At 62.9% G+C, this 17,409-nt stretch carries 31 protein-coding genes; all 31 read right to left on the reverse strand.

Features of this window, described 5'->3' with window-relative positions:
• Positions 1-38: 38 nt before the first annotated feature.
• The 31 genes from dsbD to rpsJ all read right to left on the reverse strand — a co-directional run bounded on the left by dsbD (position 39) and on the right by rpsJ (position 17,341).
• Positions 39-1,847, reverse strand: a complete 1,809-nt coding sequence (gene dsbD, locus B0W88_RS20235) for a protein-disulfide reductase DsbD (RefSeq protein ID WP_077036439.1) — start codon at positions 1,845-1,847, stop codon at positions 39-41.
• A 60-nt stretch (positions 1,848-1,907) separates the two neighbouring features.
• Entirely contained in the window at positions 1,908-2,300 is a 393-nt protein-coding gene (rplQ, locus tag B0W88_RS20240) for a 50S ribosomal protein L17 (protein ID WP_077036440.1), read from the reverse strand.
• A gap of 96 nt (positions 2,301-2,396) precedes the next feature.
• Positions 2,397-3,386, reverse strand: coding sequence for a DNA-directed RNA polymerase subunit alpha (gene rpoA / locus B0W88_RS20245; protein WP_077036441.1), 990 nt, complete (start codon positions 3,384-3,386; stop codon positions 2,397-2,399).
• 136 nt (positions 3,387-3,522) lie between these two features.
• Positions 3,523-4,146: a 30S ribosomal protein S4 gene (rpsD, locus tag B0W88_RS20250; RefSeq protein ID WP_077036442.1), complete on the reverse strand. Its 624-nt coding sequence runs from the start codon at positions 4,144-4,146 to the stop codon at positions 3,523-3,525.
• A 221-nt stretch (positions 4,147-4,367) separates the two neighbouring features.
• The gene (gene rpsK, locus B0W88_RS20255; RefSeq protein WP_077036443.1) at positions 4,368-4,772 is read right to left on the reverse strand and encodes a 30S ribosomal protein S11; all 405 of its coding nucleotides are present in this window, start codon (positions 4,770-4,772) and stop codon (positions 4,368-4,370) included.
• A 29-nt stretch (positions 4,773-4,801) separates the two neighbouring features.
• Entirely contained in the window at positions 4,802-5,167 is a 366-nt protein-coding gene (gene rpsM, locus B0W88_RS20260; protein ID WP_077036444.1) for a 30S ribosomal protein S13, read from the reverse strand.
• Between the two features lie 34 nt (positions 5,168-5,201).
• A complete protein-coding gene (gene rpmJ / locus B0W88_RS20265) occupies positions 5,202-5,315 on the reverse strand; it encodes a 50S ribosomal protein L36 (protein ID WP_077036445.1) in 114 nt (37 codons plus the stop codon).
• Between the two features lie 64 nt (positions 5,316-5,379).
• Positions 5,380-5,598, reverse strand: a complete 219-nt coding sequence (infA, locus tag B0W88_RS20270) for a translation initiation factor IF-1 (protein ID WP_009855680.1) — start codon at positions 5,596-5,598, stop codon at positions 5,380-5,382.
• Positions 5,599-5,650: 52 nt separating this feature from the next.
• The gene (secY, locus tag B0W88_RS20275; protein ID WP_077036446.1) at positions 5,651-6,964 is read right to left on the reverse strand and encodes a preprotein translocase subunit SecY; all 1,314 of its coding nucleotides are present in this window, start codon (positions 6,962-6,964) and stop codon (positions 5,651-5,653) included.
• Between the two features lie 20 nt (positions 6,965-6,984).
• Positions 6,985-7,422 carry a 50S ribosomal protein L15 gene (gene rplO / locus B0W88_RS20280; protein ID WP_077036447.1) on the reverse strand — a complete coding sequence of 146 codons (438 nt, stop codon included), beginning with the start codon at positions 7,420-7,422 and terminating at the stop codon, positions 6,985-6,987.
• A gap of 25 nt (positions 7,423-7,447) precedes the next feature.
• On the reverse strand, positions 7,448-7,630 hold the full coding sequence (rpmD, locus tag B0W88_RS20285) for a 50S ribosomal protein L30 (protein WP_077036448.1): 183 nt from the start codon (positions 7,628-7,630) through the stop codon (positions 7,448-7,450).
• A gap of 22 nt (positions 7,631-7,652) precedes the next feature.
• On the reverse strand, positions 7,653-8,171 hold the full coding sequence (gene rpsE, locus B0W88_RS20290; protein ID WP_077036449.1) for a 30S ribosomal protein S5: 519 nt from the start codon (positions 8,169-8,171) through the stop codon (positions 7,653-7,655).
• 18 nt (positions 8,172-8,189) lie between these two features.
• On the reverse strand, positions 8,190-8,549 hold the full coding sequence (gene rplR, locus B0W88_RS20295; RefSeq protein ID WP_077036450.1) for a 50S ribosomal protein L18: 360 nt from the start codon (positions 8,547-8,549) through the stop codon (positions 8,190-8,192).
• A gap of 11 nt (positions 8,550-8,560) precedes the next feature.
• A complete protein-coding gene (gene rplF / locus B0W88_RS20300) occupies positions 8,561-9,094 on the reverse strand; it encodes a 50S ribosomal protein L6 (RefSeq protein ID WP_077036451.1) in 534 nt (177 codons plus the stop codon).
• Positions 9,095-9,113: 19 nt separating this feature from the next.
• A complete protein-coding gene (rpsH, locus tag B0W88_RS20305; protein ID WP_077036452.1) occupies positions 9,114-9,509 on the reverse strand; it encodes a 30S ribosomal protein S8 in 396 nt (131 codons plus the stop codon).
• Positions 9,510-9,534: 25 nt separating this feature from the next.
• A complete protein-coding gene (gene rpsN / locus B0W88_RS20310; RefSeq protein WP_077036453.1) occupies positions 9,535-9,840 on the reverse strand; it encodes a 30S ribosomal protein S14 in 306 nt (101 codons plus the stop codon).
• An 8-nt stretch (positions 9,841-9,848) separates the two neighbouring features.
• Positions 9,849-10,388 carry a 50S ribosomal protein L5 gene (gene rplE / locus B0W88_RS20315; protein WP_077036454.1) on the reverse strand — a complete coding sequence of 180 codons (540 nt, stop codon included), beginning with the start codon at positions 10,386-10,388 and terminating at the stop codon, positions 9,849-9,851.
• Between the two features lie 10 nt (positions 10,389-10,398).
• Complete coding sequence (rplX, locus tag B0W88_RS20320; protein ID WP_077036455.1) at positions 10,399-10,716, reverse strand: 50S ribosomal protein L24; 318 nt, start codon at positions 10,714-10,716, stop codon at positions 10,399-10,401.
• Between the two features lie 22 nt (positions 10,717-10,738).
• Complete coding sequence (gene rplN / locus B0W88_RS20325; protein WP_077036456.1) at positions 10,739-11,107, reverse strand: 50S ribosomal protein L14; 369 nt, start codon at positions 11,105-11,107, stop codon at positions 10,739-10,741.
• A gap of 230 nt (positions 11,108-11,337) precedes the next feature.
• Positions 11,338-11,844, reverse strand: coding sequence for a peroxiredoxin (locus B0W88_RS20330; RefSeq protein WP_077036457.1), 507 nt, complete (start codon positions 11,842-11,844; stop codon positions 11,338-11,340).
• Positions 11,845-11,938: 94 nt separating this feature from the next.
• Positions 11,939-12,211: a 30S ribosomal protein S17 gene (gene rpsQ / locus B0W88_RS20335; RefSeq protein WP_077036458.1), complete on the reverse strand. Its 273-nt coding sequence runs from the start codon at positions 12,209-12,211 to the stop codon at positions 11,939-11,941.
• Positions 12,211-12,408 (reverse strand): 50S ribosomal protein L29, encoded by a 198-nt coding sequence (gene rpmC / locus B0W88_RS20340; RefSeq protein ID WP_077036459.1) that lies wholly within the window; start codon positions 12,406-12,408, stop codon positions 12,211-12,213. Before rpmC ends, rpsQ begins: the two co-directional genes overlap by 1 nt.
• A gap of 14 nt (positions 12,409-12,422) precedes the next feature.
• Entirely contained in the window at positions 12,423-12,839 is a 417-nt protein-coding gene (gene rplP, locus B0W88_RS20345) for a 50S ribosomal protein L16 (RefSeq protein WP_077036460.1), read from the reverse strand.
• A 2-nt stretch (positions 12,840-12,841) separates the two neighbouring features.
• A complete protein-coding gene (rpsC, locus tag B0W88_RS20350) occupies positions 12,842-13,699 on the reverse strand; it encodes a 30S ribosomal protein S3 (RefSeq protein ID WP_077036461.1) in 858 nt (285 codons plus the stop codon).
• A 16-nt stretch (positions 13,700-13,715) separates the two neighbouring features.
• Positions 13,716-14,045, reverse strand: a complete 330-nt coding sequence (gene rplV / locus B0W88_RS20355) for a 50S ribosomal protein L22 (protein WP_077036468.1) — start codon at positions 14,043-14,045, stop codon at positions 13,716-13,718.
• A gap of 11 nt (positions 14,046-14,056) precedes the next feature.
• Entirely contained in the window at positions 14,057-14,335 is a 279-nt protein-coding gene (rpsS, locus tag B0W88_RS20360) for a 30S ribosomal protein S19 (RefSeq protein ID WP_077036462.1), read from the reverse strand.
• Between the two features lie 11 nt (positions 14,336-14,346).
• Positions 14,347-15,171, reverse strand: coding sequence for a 50S ribosomal protein L2 (rplB, locus tag B0W88_RS20365; RefSeq protein WP_077036463.1), 825 nt, complete (start codon positions 15,169-15,171; stop codon positions 14,347-14,349).
• A complete protein-coding gene (rplW, locus tag B0W88_RS20370) occupies positions 15,172-15,486 on the reverse strand; it encodes a 50S ribosomal protein L23 (RefSeq protein ID WP_077036464.1) in 315 nt (104 codons plus the stop codon). It abuts the gene before it with no gap.
• Positions 15,483-16,103, reverse strand: a complete 621-nt coding sequence (gene rplD / locus B0W88_RS20375; RefSeq protein WP_077036465.1) for a 50S ribosomal protein L4 — start codon at positions 16,101-16,103, stop codon at positions 15,483-15,485. Before rplD ends, rplW begins: the two co-directional genes overlap by 4 nt.
• Complete coding sequence (gene rplC, locus B0W88_RS20380) at positions 16,103-16,774, reverse strand: 50S ribosomal protein L3 (RefSeq protein WP_077036466.1); 672 nt, start codon at positions 16,772-16,774, stop codon at positions 16,103-16,105. The genes rplD and rplC overlap by 1 nt, the downstream gene beginning before the upstream one ends.
• 255 nt (positions 16,775-17,029) lie before the next feature.
• Positions 17,030-17,341, reverse strand: a complete 312-nt coding sequence (gene rpsJ / locus B0W88_RS20385) for a 30S ribosomal protein S10 (protein WP_077036467.1) — start codon at positions 17,339-17,341, stop codon at positions 17,030-17,032.
• Between the last annotated feature and the right edge of the window lie 68 nt (positions 17,342-17,409).

Here is a 17,409-nt window from a genome sequence, read left to right on the forward strand (position 1 = left end):
ACTGAGCCTGCAAGTATACACCGATTTTCGCAGTTAGGTCAAAGTCCGACGCGCTGCAGCGAACTGCCGAAGGTCGCCACGTCCTGGAAGCCGATCACGCGGTCAGGCAACTCCTGACCCTTGGCATCGAAGAAGATCGTGCCCGGCGGGCCGAAGAGCTTGAAGCGCTTCAGTAGTTCGCGGTCGGCGGGGCCGTTGGCAGTCACGTCGGCACGCAGCAGCAGCGCATGGTTCAGGCGCTCGCGCACGGCGGGCTCGGTGAAGGTGTCACGGTCCATCTCCTTGCAGGAGACGCACCAGTCGGCATAGAAGTCGAGCATCACCGGCTTGCCCGCGGCGGCGACGGCGGCATCCAACTCGGCGACGCTGGCGACCTTCTGCCATTTCAGCTCACCGCTCGCGGCCTCCGTGCTGGCATGGGGCGCGGCAACGCCCTGCCCCAGGCCAGCCAGCGGCTTCAGCGGGTCGGTGCCGCCCTGTGCGGCGCCGATCAGCTGCGCCGCACCGAACACGACGGCAACGACCGCCAGGCTCTTGCGCAGCCAGGCCAGCGGGCTCGCAGCAGGCGCGCTCTCGAACAGGCCGAACATCGCCGCGGTGCCGACCAGCAGCGCGCCCCACAGCAACTGGGCCACCGCCGCCGGCAGCACCGGCTGCACCGTGTAGATGGCCACGGCCAGCAGCAGCAGGCCGAAGGCGTGCTTGACGTTTTCCATCCACATGCCGGCGCGCGGCAGCAGCTCCCCGGCGGAGGCGCCAGCCAGCAGCAGCGGCACGCTCATGCCGCAGGCCATCGCGAACAGCGCGCTGCCGCCGAGCACCACGTCGCGGCTCTGGCTGATGTAGAGCAGCGTGCCGGCCAGCGGGCCGGTGACGCAGGGGCTCACCAGCAGCGCCGAGATCGCACCCATGACGAAGACGCCGATGCCGCGGCCGCCCGGCAGCTTCTGCGAGGCTTCGGTCAGCCGGCCGCTGAGGCTGGTCGGCAACTGCAGCTCATAGGCGCCCAGCATCGACAGCGCGAACAGCACCAGGGCGACGGCAAAGGTGCCCAGCACGGCCGGCTTCTGCAGCTGCGCCGCCAGGCCCTCACCGGCGAGACCGGCGGCAACGCCCAGCAGCGTGTAGACCAGCGCCATGCCCAGCGAGTAGGCAATCGCCAGCGACAGGCCGCGACCGCGGGTCGTCGCGCCGCCGCTACCGACGATGATGCTCGACAGGATGGGCACCATCGGCAACACGCAGGGCGTCAGCGACAGGCCCAGGCCCAGCAGCAGGAACAGGCCGATGACGGGCCAGAACTTGCCGGCCTTCAGCGTGGCGGCGACCTGGTCGTCGCCCGCCGCGGCAACGGGTGCCTGGGTGCTCTTCTCGGCCGGTGGCGCCAGAGCTGCGGCTGGATCGACGGCTCCCAAGGCCTTCACCACCCCCTTGGCGAGATCCACCTCCCACAAGGTCGTCATCGGCGGGTAGCACAGGCCCTTCACCGCACAGCCCTGGCCGACCAGAGTCAGCTTGAACGGGCCGTTAGCGCCATCGAGGGGCAAGCGCACCGCGAGCTTGTCGTGATAGATCTCGACCTCCTTCTGGAAGGTCTCGTCGAACTTGCGGTCGCCGGCGGGAATCACGGGCTCGCCCAAGGTCGCGCCTTCGGCGCTCGCCTTGAACTGCTCGCGGTACATGTAGTAGCCGTTGGCGATGGTCCAGGCTGCCTCGACGGTCTTGGCGTCTACCGCATGAACCTCGAGCTTGAAAGCCTGCTCAGGTTCCAGGAAGTCGTCGGCAGCGCGAGCCTGAGGCAGCAGTGCGCCGAGCAGCAGGAAGAAGGAGAAAAGGATTCGCGTCATCGTTTTCTTGGGACGAAAAAAAGCCAGCTCGAAAGCTGGCCTTTGCTTGGTGCCGAGTGCTTACGCTTCGGCAGTGGCGGTCTCGGCAGCCTCTTCGGTGCGCTCGACCAGTTCGACGTAGGCCATCGGCGCATTGTCGCCAACGCGGAAGCCCATCTTCAAGATGCGGGTGTAGCCGCCCGGGCGAGCTGCGAAGCGCGGGCCCAGCACGTCGAACAGCTTGACGACCATGTCACGGTCGCGCAGGCGGTCGAAAGCCAGACGGCGGTTGGCGACGGTCGGGACCTTGGCCAGGGTGATCAGCGGCTCGACGACGCGGCGCAGTTCCTTGGCCTTGGGCAGGGTGGTCTTGATGGCTTCGTGCTGCAGCAGCGAGTTGCACATATTGCGCAGCATCGCCTTGCGGTGTTCGCTGGTGCGGTTGAGCTTACGGAGGCCGTTACGGTGACGCATGGTGCTGTTTCCTTTCCTTGAATATTCCCAGCAGCCGTATCAGGTACTGCCCGGGTGCACCGGGTGGCCCGAAGGCCACCCACTTCTAAAAATCAATTAACGCTTGTCCAGACCTTGGGGAGGCCAGTTCTCGAGACGAGCACCGAGGGTGAGGCCGCGCGAAGCGAGGACTTCCTTGATCTCGTTGAGCGACTTGCGACCCAGGTTCGGGGTCTTCAGCAGCTCGGTCTCGGTACGCTGGATCAGGTCGCCGATGTAGTAGATGTTTTCGGCCTTCAGGCAGTTGGCCGAACGCACGGTCAGTTCCAGTTCGTCAACCGGACGCAGCAGGATCGGGTCGAAGCTGCTGGAGCGCTGGGCCGGCTGGTCGAAGGCGTCGACCAGGTCGGTGCCTTGCAGCTGGGCGAAGACAGCAAGCTGCTCGACCAGGATCTTGGCCGAGGCACGGATCGCTTCCTCGGGCGAGATGGCGCCGTTGGTCTCGATTTCCATGACCAGCTTGTCCAGGTCGGTACGCTGCTCGACGCGGGCGTTCTCGACGGCATAGCTGACGCGCTTGACCGGGGAGAACGAGGCATCGAGGACGATGCGGCCGATGCTCTTGGTCGGCTCGTCGCCGAAGCGGCGCATCGTGCCGGGGACGTAGCCACGGCCCTTCTCGACCTTGATCTGCATGTCCAGCTTGCCGCCTTGCGACAGGTGGGCGATGACGTGATCGGGGTTGATGATCTCGACGTCGTGCGGGGTCTGGATGTCGGCCGCGGTGACGGGGCCTTCGCCTTCCTTGCGCAGGACCAGGGTCACTTCTTCACGGTTGTGAAGACGGAACACCACGCCCTTGAGGTTCAGCATGATGTGAACCACGTCCTCTTGCACACCGTCGATCGCCGAGTACTCGTGCAGCACGCCCGCGATCGTCACTTCCGTCGGCGCATAACCCACCATCGAGCTCAGCAGCACACGGCGCAGGGCGTTGCCCAGCGTGTGGCCATAGCCGCGTTCGAACGGCTCCAGCGTCACCTTGGCGCGATGACCGCCCAGAGGCTCCACATTGATGGATTTGGGTTTGAGCAGATTTGTTTGCATGAGGTCTTTCTTTCAATACCCTCGGTTCGTTACACCGATAAGGCTGAGGGACCAGTCGGAGCCGGCCGTACTGGCCCAGCCCAGACGAGGGAAGGCCGGCGGCCCTGCGAGGGCACCGCCGGCTGCAGCGAATCGATCAGCGCGAGTACAACTCGACGATCAGCGATTCGTTGATCTCTGCACCGAACTCGTCGCGGTCCGGGGTCTTCTTGAAGACGCCTTCCAGCTTGGTGCCGTCGACCGACACCCAGGCCGGCAGGCCGATGGACTCGGCCAGCTTGAACGCGTCGATGATGCGCAGCTGCTTCTTGGCCTTTTCGCGCACGGCGACGGTGTCACCGACCTTGACCAGGTAGGAGGCGATGTTCACGACTTCACCGTTCACGGTGATGCCCTTGTGCGAGACCAGCTGGCGAGCTTCAGCGCGGGTGGAGCCGAAGCCCATGCGGTAGACGACGTTGTCCAGGCGCGATTCCAGCAGCGTCAGCAGGTTGACGCCGGTCGAGCCCTTGCGGCGCTCGGCTTCGGCGAAGTAGCGGCGGAACTGGCGCTCCAGCACGCCGTACATGCGCTTGACCTTCTGCTTCTCGCGCAGCTGCAGACCGAAGTCGGAGGTGCGCTGGCCGGAGGTGCGGCCGTGCTGGCCGGGCTTGCTGTCGAACTTGGCCTTGTCGCTGATCGAGCGGCGGGCGCTCTTCAGGAACAGGTCGGTGCCTTCACGGCGGGAAAGTTTGGCCTTCGGGCCGAGGTAACGTGCCACTTTGCGTGTCCTTGATCAATCTGACGCAAGCCTTTGGAGAAAGGTCCTGCGCGAGTCCGGCCAATGTTGTTATCGGGCTCGGACGGTGGGCTTATTGAAGTCCTGGCAATCCACTAGGGAATTGCATCGGCTTCAGCAAAACGGCCGGCTGGCGCTTGCGCACCAGCCGGCTTACGGAAATCAATCCGCGATTATTGCACTAAATTCGCCAGCGAGGGGAATTAGATGCGACGACGCTTTTGCGGACGGCAACCGTTGTGCGGCACCGGCGTCACGTCGGAGATCGAGTTGATCCGGATGCCCAGGGCAGCCAGAGCGCGAACCGACGACTCACGGCCAGGGCCCGGGCCCTTGATCCGCACGTCCAGGTTCTTGATGCCCTGTTCCTGAGCAGCACGGCCGGCCACTTCGGCCGCCACCTGGGCTGCGAAGGGGGTCGACTTGCGCGAGCCCTTGAAGCCCTGGCCACCCGACGAAGCCCAGCTCAGGGCGCCGCCTTGGCGGTCGGTGATCGTGATGATCGTGTTGTTGAACGAAGCGTGCACGTGAGCGATACCGTCGGCGACGTTCTTGCGAACCTTCTTGCGGACGCGCTGGGCAGCAGAGTTGTTGGGTGCTTTAGCCATGTTTGTCTTTCAGTGCTTGCCGCTAAGAATCACTTCTTGCCGGTCGCGGCCGACTTGCGCGGACCCTTGCGGGTGCGAGCGTTCGTGCGGGTGCGCTGGCCGCGCATCGGCAGGCCACGGCGATGACGGAAGCCGCGGTAGCAGCCCAGGTCCATCAGTCGCTTGATGTTGATCGACATTTCGCGGCGCAGATCGCCCTCGATGGTCATGCGGCCCACTTCTTCACGGATCTTTTCCAGATCGGAGTCAGTGAGGTCCTTGACCTTCTTGTCGAACGGGATGCCGCAAGCGGTGCAGATCTTCTGCGCGGTCGTGCGACCGATGCCGTAGATCGACGTCAGGCCGATCTCGGTGTGCTTTTGCGGCGGAATGTTGATACCAGCAATACGTGCCATGTGCGTCCTCTAATTCGCTCGTGTCGTGCAGCAATCAGCCTTGGCGCTGCTTGTGGCGGGGATCGGTACAGATCACTCGCACCACGCCCTTGCGGCGGATGACTTTGCAATTGCGGCACATTGCCTTGACGGATGCCGAAACTTTCATTGCCTGCTCCTTGACCTACTCTATGCGCTCTCAGTTTGCGCGTTACCGGGACTGTGTAAAAAGCTCACTTCGCCCGGAACACGATGCGAGCACGACTCAAATCGTACGGGGTCAGTTCGACGGTCACCTTGTCGCCCGGGAGGATGCGGATGTAGTGCATCCGCATCTTTCCGGAGATGTGACCGAGAACCACGTGCCCGTTCTCCAGCTTCACACGAAACGTTGCATTCGGAAGATTCTCCAGAATCTCGCCCTGCATCTGAATGACGTCGTCTTTCGCCATGCCTTCGTTTCAGTCTTCAGTTGGATGGTTTATTGGTTTGCGGTCCGGCTTTTCAGCCGGCCTTGAAATTAGCCTTCTTCAGCAGCGACTCGTACTGCTGACTCATCACGTAGCTTTGCACCTGGGCCCAGAAGTCCATTGTGACGACCACGATGATCAGCAGCGACGTGCCACCGAAATAGAACGGGACGTTGAACTTCAGGTTCAGGAACTCGGGCAACAGGCAGACGCCGGTAATGTAGATCGCACCAACCAGCGTCAGGCGGGACAGGATCTTGTCAATATGCCTCGCGGTCTGCTCACCCGGACGGATGCCCGGAATAAACGCGCCGCTCTTCTTCAAGTTGTCTGCGGTCTCACGGCTGTTGAACACCAGGGCCGTGTAGAAGAAGCAGAAGAAGACGATGGCAGCAGCGTAGAGCAGCACGTAGATCGGCTGACCGGGGCGCAGCTTGTCGGCAATGTCCTTGAGCCAGTGCAGGCTGTCACCGGTCGCGAACCAGCTGACCACCGTGGTCGGCAGCAGGATGATCGACGACGCGAAGATCGGCGGGATCACGCCCGACATGTTCAGCTTCAAGGGCAGGTGCGACGACTGGCCGCCATAAACCTTGTTGCCGACCTGACGCTTGGCGTAGTTCACCAGGATCTTGCGCTGACCGCGTTCGACGAACACGACCAGGTAGGTCACCGCGGCGATGACGGCCAGGATGAACAGCATCGTCACCGGGCCCATCGAGTTGCTCTGCACCATGGTCAGCATGCCGCCGATCGCGCCGGGCAGTCCCGCGGCGATACCGCCGAAGATCAGGATCGAGATCCCGTTGCCCAGACCACGCTCGGTGATCTGCTCACCCAGCCACATCAGGAACATCGTGCCGGCGACCAGGCTGGACACCGCCGTCAGGCGGAAGCCGAAGCCGGGGCTGATCACCAGGCCGGGCGAACTTTCGAGCGCGAGCGCGATGCTCAGGCTCTGGAAGATCGCCAGGCCCAGCGTGCCATAGCGCGTGTACTGCGTGATCTTGCGACGCCCTGCTTCGCCTTCCTTCTTCAGCGCTTCCAGGCTCGGAACGACATACGCCATCAGCTGCATGACGATCGAGGCCGAGATGTAGGGCGTGATGCCCAGCGCGAAGACGGTGAAGCGCGACAGCGCACCGCCCGAGAACATATTGAACAGGCTGAGGATGCCACCTTCCTGGCGCTTGAAGAACTGCTGCAGCTGGGCCGGGTCGATGCCGGGCACGGGGATATGCGCCCCGATGCGGTAGACGACCAGGGCCAGCAGCAGGAACACAAGCCGGCGACGCAGGTCGCCGAACTTGCCGCTCTTGGCCAGTTGGTTTGCGTTGGTGGTAGCCACTGCGACCTGTTCCTAAGCTCTTAAGCTTCGACGACGGAGCCGCCGGCAGCCTCGATGGCAGCCTTAGCACCCTTGGTCGCGCTCACGCCCTTGAGCGTGATCTTGCGGCTGATCGAGCCCGACAGGATCACCTTGACCGACTTGGCCAGCTCGGGGACCAGGCCCGTCGCCTTCAGCGTCAGCACGTCGATCTCGTCGCCGGCCAGCGCTTGCAGGTCGTCGAGGTTGATCTCGGCGTTGAACTTCAGGGTCTGCGACTTGAAGCCACGCTTGGGCAGGCGACGCTGCAGCGGCATCTGGCCGCCTTCGAAGCCCACCTTGTGGTAGCCACCGGCGCGCGACTTCTGGCCCTTGTGACCACGGCCAGCCGTCTTGCCCAGGCCGGAGCCAATGCCACGGCCGACGCGACGCTTGGCGTGCTTGGCGCCCGCTGCGGGCTTGATGGTATTGAGTTGCATCTGTTGTCCTTCGTTCGTCCGGCGCTTACAGCACCTGGACGAGGTAGGCGATCTTGTTGATCATGCCGCGCACAGCCGGGGTGTCTTCCAGCGTGCTCGTGCTGTTCAGCTTGCGCAGGCCCAGGCCGACCACGGTGGCGCGGTGCGAGGCCTTGGTTCCGATCGGGCTGCGGACCAGCTTGACCGTAACGGTTTTCTTGTCAGACATGTTCGTCTCTCCAGAGGGGCGATCAGCCGAGAATTTCTTCGACCGACTTGCCACGCTTGGCGGCGACTTCCGCGGGGGTCGTCGAACGCTTCAGAGCGTCCAGCGTCGCGCGGACCATGTTGTACGGGTTGGTCGAACCGTGGCTCTTGGACACGATGTCGGTCACACCCATCACTTCGAAGACGGCGCGCATCGGGCCGCCGGCGATGACGCCGGTACCGATCGGAGCCGGAGCCAGCATGACGCGCGAAGCGCCGTGTTCGCCGATGACGTTGTGGAAGACCGTGCCGTTCTTCAGCGCGACCTTGACCATGTTGCGGCGAGCCGCTTCCATGGCCTTCTGCACGGCGACCGGAACTTCCTTCGCCTTGCCCTTGCCCATGCCGATACGGCCATCGCCGTCGCCGACCACCGTCAGGGCGGCGAAGGACAGCGTGCGGCCGCCCTTCACAACCTTCGTGACGCGGTTGACCGCGATCATCTTTTCCTTCAGACCGTCGTCGTTGCCTTCAGTCTGAGCGCGGGGTTGAAACTTTGCCATTTCGTATTCCTTTGTGCGTCAGAACTGCAGGCCGGCTTCGCGGGCTGCTTCGGCCAGGGCCTTGACGCGGCCGTGATAGGCGAAGCCAGCACGGTCGAAGGCGACCTTCTCGATACCGGCGGCCTTGGCCTTCTCGGCAATGCGCTTGCCGATCAGCGTGGCAGCGGCGACGTTGCCGCCCTTGCCAGCCAGCTCGGCGCGGACTTCCTTCTCGGCGGTCGACGCGCTGGCCAGCACCTTGGTGCCGCAGTCGGAAATGACGGAGGCGTAGATGTGCAGGTTGGAGCGGAACACCGACAGGCGAGCCACGCGCTGGATGGCGATCCGAGCGCGGGTCTGACGCGAGCGACGCAGGCGCTGTTCTTTCTTGTTCAACATGGCGCTGTTCCTTACTTCTTCTTGGTCTCTTTGATCGTGACCTTCTCATCCGCATAGCGGATGCCCTTGCCCTTGTAGGGCTCGGGCGGGCGGAAGGCGCGCACTTCGGCGGCGATCTGACCAACGACTTGACGATCCGCACCCTTGATCAGGATTTCCGTCGGCGTGGCGCACGTCACCGTGATGCCAGCCGGCATGTCCTTCACCACCGGGTGAGAGAAACCAATTTGCAGGTTCAGCTTCTGACCCTGGGCTTGGGCACGGAAGCCCACGCCGACCAGGTTCAGCTTCTTCTCGAAGCCCTTGCTGACGCCGGTGACCATGTTGGCCACCAGGGCACGCATGGTGCCGCTCAGCGCGTCGGCATCGGAAGAGTCGTTCGCCGGGGCGAACGTCAGCTTGCCGGCTTCGTTCTTGATGACGACCTGCGGGTTGGCCGCACGGGCCAGGGTGCCCTGGGCGCCCTTGACGCTGATCTTGTCAGCGGTGATCGAGACGTCCACGCCAGCGGGGACGGCGATCGGCATTTTTCCTACGCGGGACATTGCTTAGATCTCCTTGCGCTTAGGCGACGTAGCAGAGCACTTCGCCGCCGATACCGGCTTGACGTGCCTTGCGGTCGGTCATCACGCCTTGCGGGGTGGTGACGATGGCAACACCCAGGCCATTCATGACCTGAGGAATGTCGTGACGGCCCTTGTACACGCGCAGGCCGGGACGGCTGACGCGCTCGATGCGCTCGATCACCGGACGGCCGGCGTAGTACTTCAGCGAGATCTCGAGTTCCGGACGGGCGGCATCGCCCTTGATCTCGAAACTGTCGATATAGCCTTCGTCCTTCAGGACCTTCGCGATCGCGACCTTCAGCTTGCTCGAAGGCATGACCACGCTGGTCTTCTCAACGGCTTGCGCGTTGCGAATGCGGGTCAGCATATCGGCGATAGGATCACTCATGCTCATTTGCGATTTCTCCTAATCGAGCCGATTACCAGCTGGCCTTGACGACACCGGGGATGTCGCCCTTGAAGGCCAGCTCGCGAATCTTGTTACGGGCCAGGCCGAACTTGCGGAACGTGCCGCGCGGACGACCGGTCAACTCGCAGCGGTTGCGCAGGCGAGTCGGGTAGGCATTACGGGGGAGCTTCTGCAGCTCCAGGCGAGCGATGTAACGCTCTTCGTCGGACTTCTTGGCGTCGTCGATGATCGCCTTCAGTTCCGCGTACTTCTTGGCGAACTTGGCGACGAGAGCCTCGCGCTTCTGTTCGCGCTGAATCAGGGAAGTTTTAGCCACGAGTCACCTCAGTTCTTGAACGGGAACTTGAACTGAGCCAGGAGAGCCTTGGCTTCGTCGTCGTTCTTGGCGGTCGTCGTGATGCTGATGTTCAGACCACGCAGAGCATCCACCTTGTCGTAATCGATTTCGGGGAAGATGATCTGTTCTTTGATGCCGATGTTGTAGTTGCCACGGCCGTCGAACGAACGACCGGAGATACCACGGAAGTCGCGCACGCGCGGCAGGGCGATCGTCACGAAGCGGTCCAGGAATTCATACATCTGGACGCCACGCAGCGTGACCATGCAGCCGATGGGCACTTGCTCGCGGATCTTGAAGCCGGCGATGGCCTTCTTCGACTTGGTGACCACGGGCTTCTGGCCGGCGATCTTGGTCAGGTCGCCCACGGCGTGGTCCATGACCTTCTTGTCGGCGACCGCCTCGCTCACGCCCATGTTCAGCGTGATCTTGGTGATGCGCGGGACTTCCATCGTCGACTTGTAGCCGAACTTTTCAGTCAGGCTGGGGACGACCTTCTCGCGATAAAACTCTTGCAGACGAGCCATGTCGAACCTCTTATGCCTTGATCTGTTCGCCGGTCGACTTGAAAACGCGCACCTTCTTGCCGTCGTCGAGCAGCTTGATGCCCACGCGATCGGCCTTGCCGGATGCGGCGTTGAAAATCGCCACGTTGGATTGATGGATCGGCATCGTCTTGTCGACCACGCCGCCGGTGGTGCCCTTCATCGGGTTGGGCTTGACGTGCTTCTTGACGACGTTGATGCCGTCGACCACCACGTGGTCAGCGTCGACTCGCTGCGACACGACGCCGCGCTTGCCCTTGTCGCGACCGGTCAGCACGATGACCTCGTCGCCTTTGAGAATCTTGTTCATGGCAATACCTCTGTGCTGTGCTTCAGAGCACTTCCGGGGCCAGCGACACGATCTTCATGAAGCGCTCGGTACGCAGTTCACGCGTCACGGGGCCGAAGATGCGGGTGCCGATCGGCTCCAGCTTGGCGTTCAGCAGGACGGCAGCATTGCCGTCGAACTTGACCAGCGAGCCGTCCTGGCGGCGCACGCCCTTGGCGGTGCGAACCACCACGGCGCTGTAGACCTCGCCCTTCTTGACGCGGGCGCGCGGAGCAGCTTCCTTGATGCTGACCTTGATGACGTCGCCGATATGGGCATAGCGACGCTTGGAGCCACCAAGCACCTTGATGCACATGACGGATTTGGCGCCAGTGTTATCCGCGACGTCGAGTCGCGATTGCATTTGAATCATGTCTGTCCCCAACTTATCCCGAATCCATCACCATCGCTGGCAACTTCATCAAGCAGTCTTGGGCCCGTAAGCTGAATTCCAGTCGCATTGCACGACCAAAACCCAGTGGTTGAGGGGCGAATCCGAGGCCAGACACACCACGAGATGGGTCCGGCTTATCGGCGAAGCTGCGATTATGCAGTAAAACCCTAAGCAGGGTCAAGCGGCCAATCGCAGAAAGTCTTGATGGATCAGGCCTTTGCCTGGGCCAGCATCGTGTCGGCGCCGCTGACTTCGAACTTGCCGGGGGCTTCGATGTTCAGCGTCTTGACCACGCCGTCCTCGACCAGCATCGAGTAGCGCTGCGAGCGCACGCCCATGCCGCGGGCGGTCAGGTCCAGCGACAGGCCGGTGGCGTTGGTGAAGGCGGCGCTGCCGTCGGCCATCATGCGGACCTTGCCGGCGGTCTTCTGATCGCGGCCCCAGGCGCCCATGACGAAGGCGTCGTTGACCGACAGGCACCAGATCTCGTCGACACCGGCAGCCTTCAGCGCCTCGGCCTGGGCCACATAGCCCGGCACGTGCTGGGCCGAGCAGGTCGGGGTGAAGGCGCCGGGCAGCGCGAAGATCGCGATCTTCTTGCCGGCGGTGGCCTTCTCCACGTCGAAGGCGTTGGGGCCCAGCGAGCAGCCCCCGCCCTCGACCTCGATGAACTCCATCAGCGTGCCCGCGGGCAGCTTGTCTCCAACTTTCAGCATCTCGTTTTCTCCTCGGGAATGAAAAAAGGCCGGCTGACCGGTTACCCGGCCTGCCAGCCCTCGAGCCAAGCGGAGACGAACTCCGCCAGCATGATCAGACCGCTTGTGCCTTCTCGACCAGGCGGGTCACGACCCAGCTCTTGGTCTTGGACAGCGGACGGCCTTCGGCGATCTCGACGATGTCACCCATCTTGTACTCGCCCTTTTCATCGTGGGCGTGGTACTTGCGCGAGTGAGCGACGATCTTGCCGTACAGCTCGTGCTTGGAACGACGCTCGATCAGGACCGTGACGGTCTTAGAACGCTTGTCGCTGACCACGCGGCCGATCAGGGTGCGCGTGTTCTTGGTGGCTTGAGCTTCGGTCATTACGCAGCTCCCTTCTTCTTCTCGTTCAAGATGGTCTTGGCACGAGCGATGTCGCGACGGGTCTTGCCGAGCACCGTGTGGTTGGTCAGCTGTTGGGTCGCCTTTTGCATGCGCAGGCCGAAATGGGCCTTGAGCAGATCGGTCACTTCCTTCTCGAGGGCAGCGACGTCCTTGCCACGCAGTTCAGATGCTTTCATGGTGTCTTTCCTCTTCAGGTGCCGACCTGGCGCGTGACGAAGGTGCAGCTCAGCGGCAGCTTTGCAGCAGCCAGAGTGAACGCTTCGCGGGCCAGGGCTTCCGGCACACCGTTGACTTCGTAGAGCACCTTGCCCGGCTGGATCTCAGCCACGTAGTACTCCGGGTTGCCCTTGCCGTTACCCATCCGGACTTCGGCAGGCTTCTGCGAGATCGGCTTGTCCGGGAAGATGCGGATGAAGATGCGGCCGCCGCGCTTGATGTGGCGCGAGATCGCACGACGTGCAGCTTCGATCTGACGAGCCGTCAGACGACCACGCTCGGTGGCCTTCAGGCCGAAGTCACCGAAGGACACGGCAGCACCACGCGTGGCGACGCCGGTGTTACGACCCTTCTGCTCCTTGCGGTATTTGCGACGATTCGGTTGCAGCATTCTTATTCTCCTTTGGCCTCGCCACCGGCTGCCGGGGCAGCTGCGGTCGCGGCGGGCTTGCGGACGACGCGCTTGGCCGGAGCACCGGCGTCAGCGGCCGGAGCACCGTCACGCGGGCCACGGTCGCCACCCGGGCGGCCACGGCCACCGGGAGCGCCAGGGCGCGCGTTGCGACGCGGACGACGGTCATCTTCAGCGCCAGCCGGCGTGTTGATCACCGGAGCCTCGCCATTGGCCAGGCGGTCACCGCGGTAGACCCACACCTTCACGCCGATCTGACCGTAGGTCGTCGACGCTTCGGAGAAGCCGTAGTCGATGTCGGCCTTCAGCGTGTGAAGGGGCACGCGACCTTCGCGATACCACTCGCAGCGAGCGATTTCGATGCCGTTCAGACGGCCCGACGACATGATCTTGATGCCCTGGGCGCCCAGGCGCATCGCGTTCTGCATCGCACGCTTCATGGCGCGACGGAACATGATGCGCTTTTCCAGCTGCTGGGTGATCGAGTCGGCGATCAGCTGAGCATCGATTTCGGGCTTGCGCACTTCCTCGATGTTCACGGCCACCGGCACGCCCAGACGCTTGGTCAGTTCGGCCTTCAGGTTTTCGATGTCTTCGCCCTTCTTGCCGATCACGACGCCCGGGCGAGCCGAGAAGATCGTGATGCGTGCATTCTTGGCGGGGCGCTCGATCAGGATGCGCGAGACGGCGGCATTCTTCAGCTTGGCCTTGAGGTATTCGCGAACCTTCAGGTCTTCGGCCAGCATCGTGGCGAAGTTGGTGTTCGACGCGTACCAGCGCGACGCCCAGTTACGGGTGACGGGCAGGCGGAAGCCGGTTGGGTGGATTTTCTGTCCCATTAGTCTTCCTTGGCTGTTAGTTGCCGACCGACACGAAGATGTGGCAAGTGGGCTTGCTGATGCGGTTGCCACGGCCCTTTGCGCGGGCCGAGAAACGCTTCAGCGTGGCGCCTTGCTCCACATAGATCGACGTGACCTTCAGATCATCGATGTCAGCGCCGTCGTTGTGCTCGGCGTTGGCGATGGCGCTTTCCAGCGCCTTCTTGATGATGACGGCAGCCTTCTTCTGGGTGAATTCCAGGATGTTCAGCGCGTGATCGACCTTCTTGCCGCGGATCAGGTCAGCCACCAGGCGGCCCTTGTCGCAGGAGAGGCGGACGCCGCGAACGATTGCTTTGGTTTCCATCGTTGCCATCCTTACTTCTTCCCGGCCTTCTTGTCGGCCGGGTGGCCCTTGAAGGTGCGGGTCAGTGCGAATTCGCCCAGCTTGTGGCCGACCATCTGGTCAGACACATAGACCGGCACGTGCTGCTTGCCGTTGTGAACAGCGATCGTCAGACCGATGAACTCGGGCAGGATCGTCGAACGACGCGACCAGGTCTTGATGGGCTTCTTGTCCTTGGCGGCAACAGCCTTCTCGACCTTCGCCTGCAGGTGATGGTCGACGAAGGGGCCCTTCTTCAGAGAACGAGTCATGGCCTACCCTTTTACTTCTTGCGACGCGAAACGATGAACGTCTGCGTGCGCTTGTTGTTACGAGTGCGGTAGCCCTTCGTGAGGGTGTTCCACGGCGAGACCGGGGCTTGACCTTCACCAGTGCGACCTTCACCACCACCGTGTGGGTGGTCGACCGGGTTCATCGCGGTACCACGGACGGTCGGGCGGATGCCCTTCCAACGGATCGCACCGGCCTTGCCGTACTGGCGCAGCTGATGTTCTTCGTTCGACACTTCGCCGATGGTGGCGCGGCAGTCGATGTGGATGCGGCGGACTTCACCCGAGCGCAGGCGCAGCTGGGCGTAGACGCCTTCGCGAGCCATCAGCACGACGGAGACACCAGCCGAACGAGCGATCTGGGCACCCTTGCCCGGCAGCATTTCCACGCAGTGGATCGTCGAACCCACGGGGATGTTGCGGATGGGCAGCGTGTTGCCAGCCTTGATCGGGGCTTCAGCGCCGCTCAGGATGGTCGAACCGACTTCCAGGCCACGCGGAGCGATGATGTAGCGACGCTCGCCGTCGGCATAGCACACCAGAGCGATGTGGGCCGTACGGTTCGGGTCGTACTCGATACGCTCGACCTTCGCGGGGATGCCGTCCTTGTTGCGAACGAAGTCGACAACGCGGTAGTGGTGCTTGTGGCCACCACCCTTGTGACGCATCGTGATGTGGCCGTTGTTGTTACGGCCGGAGTTCTGCTTCTGGGGTTCCAGCAGCGAAGCTTCCGGAGCGCCCTTGTGCAGGTGCTTGTGGACAACCTTGACGACGCCGCGGCGGCCGGGCGAAGTAGGCTTGACTTTGACGACGGCCATTTACGCAGCCTCCCCGGAGAAGTTCAGCTCTTGTCCGGCCTTCAGCGAGACATAAGCCTTCTTGACGTGGTCGCGACGACCGGCACGACCGCCGAAGCGCTTGGTCTTGCCCTTGACGTTGACGACGTTCACGTCGATGACTTCGACCTTGAACATCAGTTCAACAGCGGCCTTGATCTCGAGCTTGGTCGCGTCGCGCATGACCTTGAACAGCACTTGGTTGTGCTTCTCGGCAACAGCCGTGGCCTTTTCGGACACGATCGGAGCCAGCAGCACCGAGGCCAGACGGCCTTCAGAATATTTCACCGTGCTCATGCCAGCATCTCCTGCAGTTGCTCGATGGCCGCCTTGGTCACCAGCACCTTCTTGAAGTGCACCAGGGACAGCGGATCGGCGTAGCGCGGCTCGCAGACCAGCACGTTGTGCAGGTTGCGCGAGGCCAGGGCCAGGTTGTCGTCGACGTTGTCGGCGATCAGCATGACCGACTCCAGGCCCATGGCCTTGAGCTTGGCAGCCAGCAGCTTGGTCTTGGGGGCTTCGAGCGAGATCGACTCGACGACTTGCAGGCGGCCTTCACGGGCGAGCTGCGAGAGGATGGCGGCCATACCGGCGCGGTACATCTTCTTGTTCAGCTTGTGGGTGAAGTTCTCGTCCGGCATGTTCGGGAAGATCCGGCCGCCGCCACGCCACAGCGGCGAGGAGGTCATACCGGCACGGGCGCGGCCCGTACCCTTTTGACGGAAAGGCTTCTTCGTCGAGTGATGGACTTGTTCGCGGTCCTTCTGGGCACGGGTGCCTTGGCGGGCGTTGGCTTGATAAGCCACGACCACCTGGTGCACCAGGGCTTCGTTGTATTCGCGAGCGAAGACGGTGTCAGCGGCGTCAACCTTGGACGTGGCTTGACCCTGTTCGTTCAGGAGCTCGAGCTGCATCAGTTGGCTCCCTTCTTGACCTTGACCTTGACAGCCGGGCGAACGACGACGTGGCCGTTCTTGGCACCCGGGACGGCGCCACGGACCAGCAGCAGCTGGCGGGCTTCGTCAACGCGGACGATGTCCAGGTTCTGCACCGAGACGGTTTCGTCGCCCAGGTGGCCGGACATCTTCTTGCCCGGGAACACGCGGCCCGGATCCTGCGCCATCGAGATGGAGCCAGGAACGTTGTGCGAGCGGCTGTTACCGTGCGAGGCGCGCTGCGAACCGAAGTTGTGGCGCTTGATCGTGCCTTCGAAGCCCTTGCCGATGGACGTACCCTGCACGTCGACCAGCTGGCCGGCGGCGAACAGCGTCACGGGCACGGCAGCGCCGGCCTTGTATTCGGCGGCGACGGCGGCATCGACACGGAATTCCTTGAGGATTCGACCAGCTTCGACACCTGCCTTGGCGAGGTGGCCAGCTTCCGGCTTGGTCACGCGCGAAGCTTTGCGCGTACCGAACGCCACTTGAATGGCGCTGTAGCCGTCGGTCTCTTCGGTCTTGACCTGGGTCACGCGGTTGTTGGACACGTCCAGCACGGTCACGGGGATGGCGTCGCCGTCGTCCGTGAAGATGCGCATCATGCCAACCTTGCGGCCCAGCAATCCGAGACGATTGCTAAGACTCATGGTTTTTTCTCCATATGCCTGACATCGATTGGCCAGGCTGACTAGTGCACCGCCCCGGGTAAAGGCTCGAGACGATGCGTTAACACCACCCAGGGAGACACCCCGGGCGGCAAAGACGGCGAGTATAGCGTGAACCCTAAGTTATGCACAAGGGCTCAAAGCTATCCACAAGCAAAAAGGGCGGCCCTTGCGGACCGCCCCCTTTGCATCTGACAGACATCGAGCCGTCATCACTGACGGTTCAAATGGCTCAGATCACTGCAGCTTGATTTCCACGTCGACGCCGGCGGGCAGGTCGAGCTTCATCAGCGCGTCGACCGTCTTGTCGGTCGGGTCGACGATGTCCATCAGGCGCTGGTGGGTGCGGATCTCGAACTGGTCACGCGACGACTTGTTGACGTGCGGCGAACGCAGGATGTCGAAACGCTGCATGCGGGTCGGCAGGGGCACCGGGCCCTTGACGATCGCGCCGGTGCGCTTGGCGGTTTCCACGATTTCCAGAGCCGACTGGTCGATCAGCTTGTAGTCGAACGCCTTCAGGCGGATGCGGATCTTTTGCTTTTGCATGGTTTTTCCTTCAAAGAACGACAGGTGAGGCCCAGGCGCTGAGCCCGGGCCACTCACGCAAAAGACTT

The sequence above is a fragment of the Pelomonas sp. KK5 genome, assembly GCF_001984095.1.
Lineage (GTDB): Bacteria > Pseudomonadota > Gammaproteobacteria > Burkholderiales > Burkholderiaceae_C > KK5.

What these genes read in the sequence shown, in the direction of transcription:
- dsbD (WP_077036439.1), bottom strand. Translation starts at nt 1,847, where the DNA reads ATGACGCGAATCCTTTTCTCCTTCTTCCTGCTGCTCGGCGCACTGCTG.
- rplQ (WP_077036440.1), bottom strand. Translation starts at nt 2,300, where the DNA reads ATGCGTCACCGTAACGGCCTCCGTAAGCTCAACCGCACCAGCGAACAC.
- rpoA (WP_077036441.1), bottom strand. Translation starts at nt 3,386, where the DNA reads ATGCAAACAAATCTGCTCAAACCCAAATCCATCAATGTGGAGCCTCTG.
- rpsK (WP_077036443.1), bottom strand. Translation starts at nt 4,772, where the DNA reads ATGGCTAAAGCACCCAACAACTCTGCTGCCCAGCGCGTCCGCAAGAAG.
- rpsM (WP_077036444.1), bottom strand. Translation starts at nt 5,167, where the DNA reads ATGGCACGTATTGCTGGTATCAACATTCCGCCGCAAAAGCACACCGAG.
- rpmJ (WP_077036445.1), bottom strand. Translation starts at nt 5,315, where the DNA reads ATGAAAGTTTCGGCATCCGTCAAGGCAATGTGCCGCAATTGCAAAGTC.
- infA (WP_009855680.1), bottom strand. Translation starts at nt 5,598, where the DNA reads ATGGCGAAAGACGACGTCATTCAGATGCAGGGCGAGATTCTGGAGAAT.
- rplO (WP_077036447.1), bottom strand. Translation starts at nt 7,422, where the DNA reads ATGCAACTCAATACCATCAAGCCCGCAGCGGGCGCCAAGCACGCCAAG.
- rpmD (WP_077036448.1), bottom strand. Translation starts at nt 7,630, where the DNA reads ATGTCTGACAAGAAAACCGTTACGGTCAAGCTGGTCCGCAGCCCGATC.
- rpsE (WP_077036449.1), bottom strand. Translation starts at nt 8,171, where the DNA reads ATGGCAAAGTTTCAACCCCGCGCTCAGACTGAAGGCAACGACGACGGT.
- rplR (WP_077036450.1), bottom strand. Translation starts at nt 8,549, where the DNA reads ATGTTGAACAAGAAAGAACAGCGCCTGCGTCGCTCGCGTCAGACCCGC.
- rplF (WP_077036451.1), bottom strand. Translation starts at nt 9,094, where the DNA reads ATGTCCCGCGTAGGAAAAATGCCGATCGCCGTCCCCGCTGGCGTGGAC.
- rpsH (WP_077036452.1), bottom strand. Translation starts at nt 9,509, where the DNA reads ATGAGCATGAGTGATCCTATCGCCGATATGCTGACCCGCATTCGCAAC.
- rplE (WP_077036454.1), bottom strand. Translation starts at nt 10,388, where the DNA reads ATGGCTCGTCTGCAAGAGTTTTATCGCGAGAAGGTCGTCCCCAGCCTG.
- rplX (WP_077036455.1), bottom strand. Translation starts at nt 10,716, where the DNA reads ATGAACAAGATTCTCAAAGGCGACGAGGTCATCGTGCTGACCGGTCGC.
- rplN (WP_077036456.1), bottom strand. Translation starts at nt 11,107, where the DNA reads ATGATTCAAATGCAATCGCGACTCGACGTCGCGGATAACACTGGCGCC.
- B0W88_RS20330 (WP_077036457.1), bottom strand. Translation starts at nt 11,844, where the DNA reads ATGCTGAAAGTTGGAGACAAGCTGCCCGCGGGCACGCTGATGGAGTTC.
- rpsQ (WP_077036458.1), bottom strand. Translation starts at nt 12,211, where the DNA reads ATGACCGAAGCTCAAGCCACCAAGAACACGCGCACCCTGATCGGCCGC.
- rpmC (WP_077036459.1), bottom strand. Translation starts at nt 12,408, where the DNA reads ATGAAAGCATCTGAACTGCGTGGCAAGGACGTCGCTGCCCTCGAGAAG.
- rplP (WP_077036460.1), bottom strand. Translation starts at nt 12,839, where the DNA reads ATGCTGCAACCGAATCGTCGCAAATACCGCAAGGAGCAGAAGGGTCGT.
- rpsC (WP_077036461.1), bottom strand. Translation starts at nt 13,699, where the DNA reads ATGGGACAGAAAATCCACCCAACCGGCTTCCGCCTGCCCGTCACCCGT.
- rplV (WP_077036468.1), bottom strand. Translation starts at nt 14,045, where the DNA reads ATGGAAACCAAAGCAATCGTTCGCGGCGTCCGCCTCTCCTGCGACAAG.
- rpsS (WP_077036462.1), bottom strand. Translation starts at nt 14,335, where the DNA reads ATGACTCGTTCTCTGAAGAAGGGCCCCTTCGTCGACCATCACCTGCAG.
- rplB (WP_077036463.1), bottom strand. Translation starts at nt 15,171, where the DNA reads ATGGCCGTCGTCAAAGTCAAGCCTACTTCGCCCGGCCGCCGCGGCGTC.
- rplW (WP_077036464.1), bottom strand. Translation starts at nt 15,486, where the DNA reads ATGAGCACGGTGAAATATTCTGAAGGCCGTCTGGCCTCGGTGCTGCTG.
- rplD (WP_077036465.1), bottom strand. Translation starts at nt 16,103, where the DNA reads ATGCAGCTCGAGCTCCTGAACGAACAGGGTCAAGCCACGTCCAAGGTT.
- rplC (WP_077036466.1), bottom strand. Translation starts at nt 16,774, where the DNA reads ATGAGTCTTAGCAATCGTCTCGGATTGCTGGGCCGCAAGGTTGGCATG.
- rpsJ (WP_077036467.1), bottom strand. Translation starts at nt 17,341, where the DNA reads ATGCAAAAGCAAAAGATCCGCATCCGCCTGAAGGCGTTCGACTACAAG.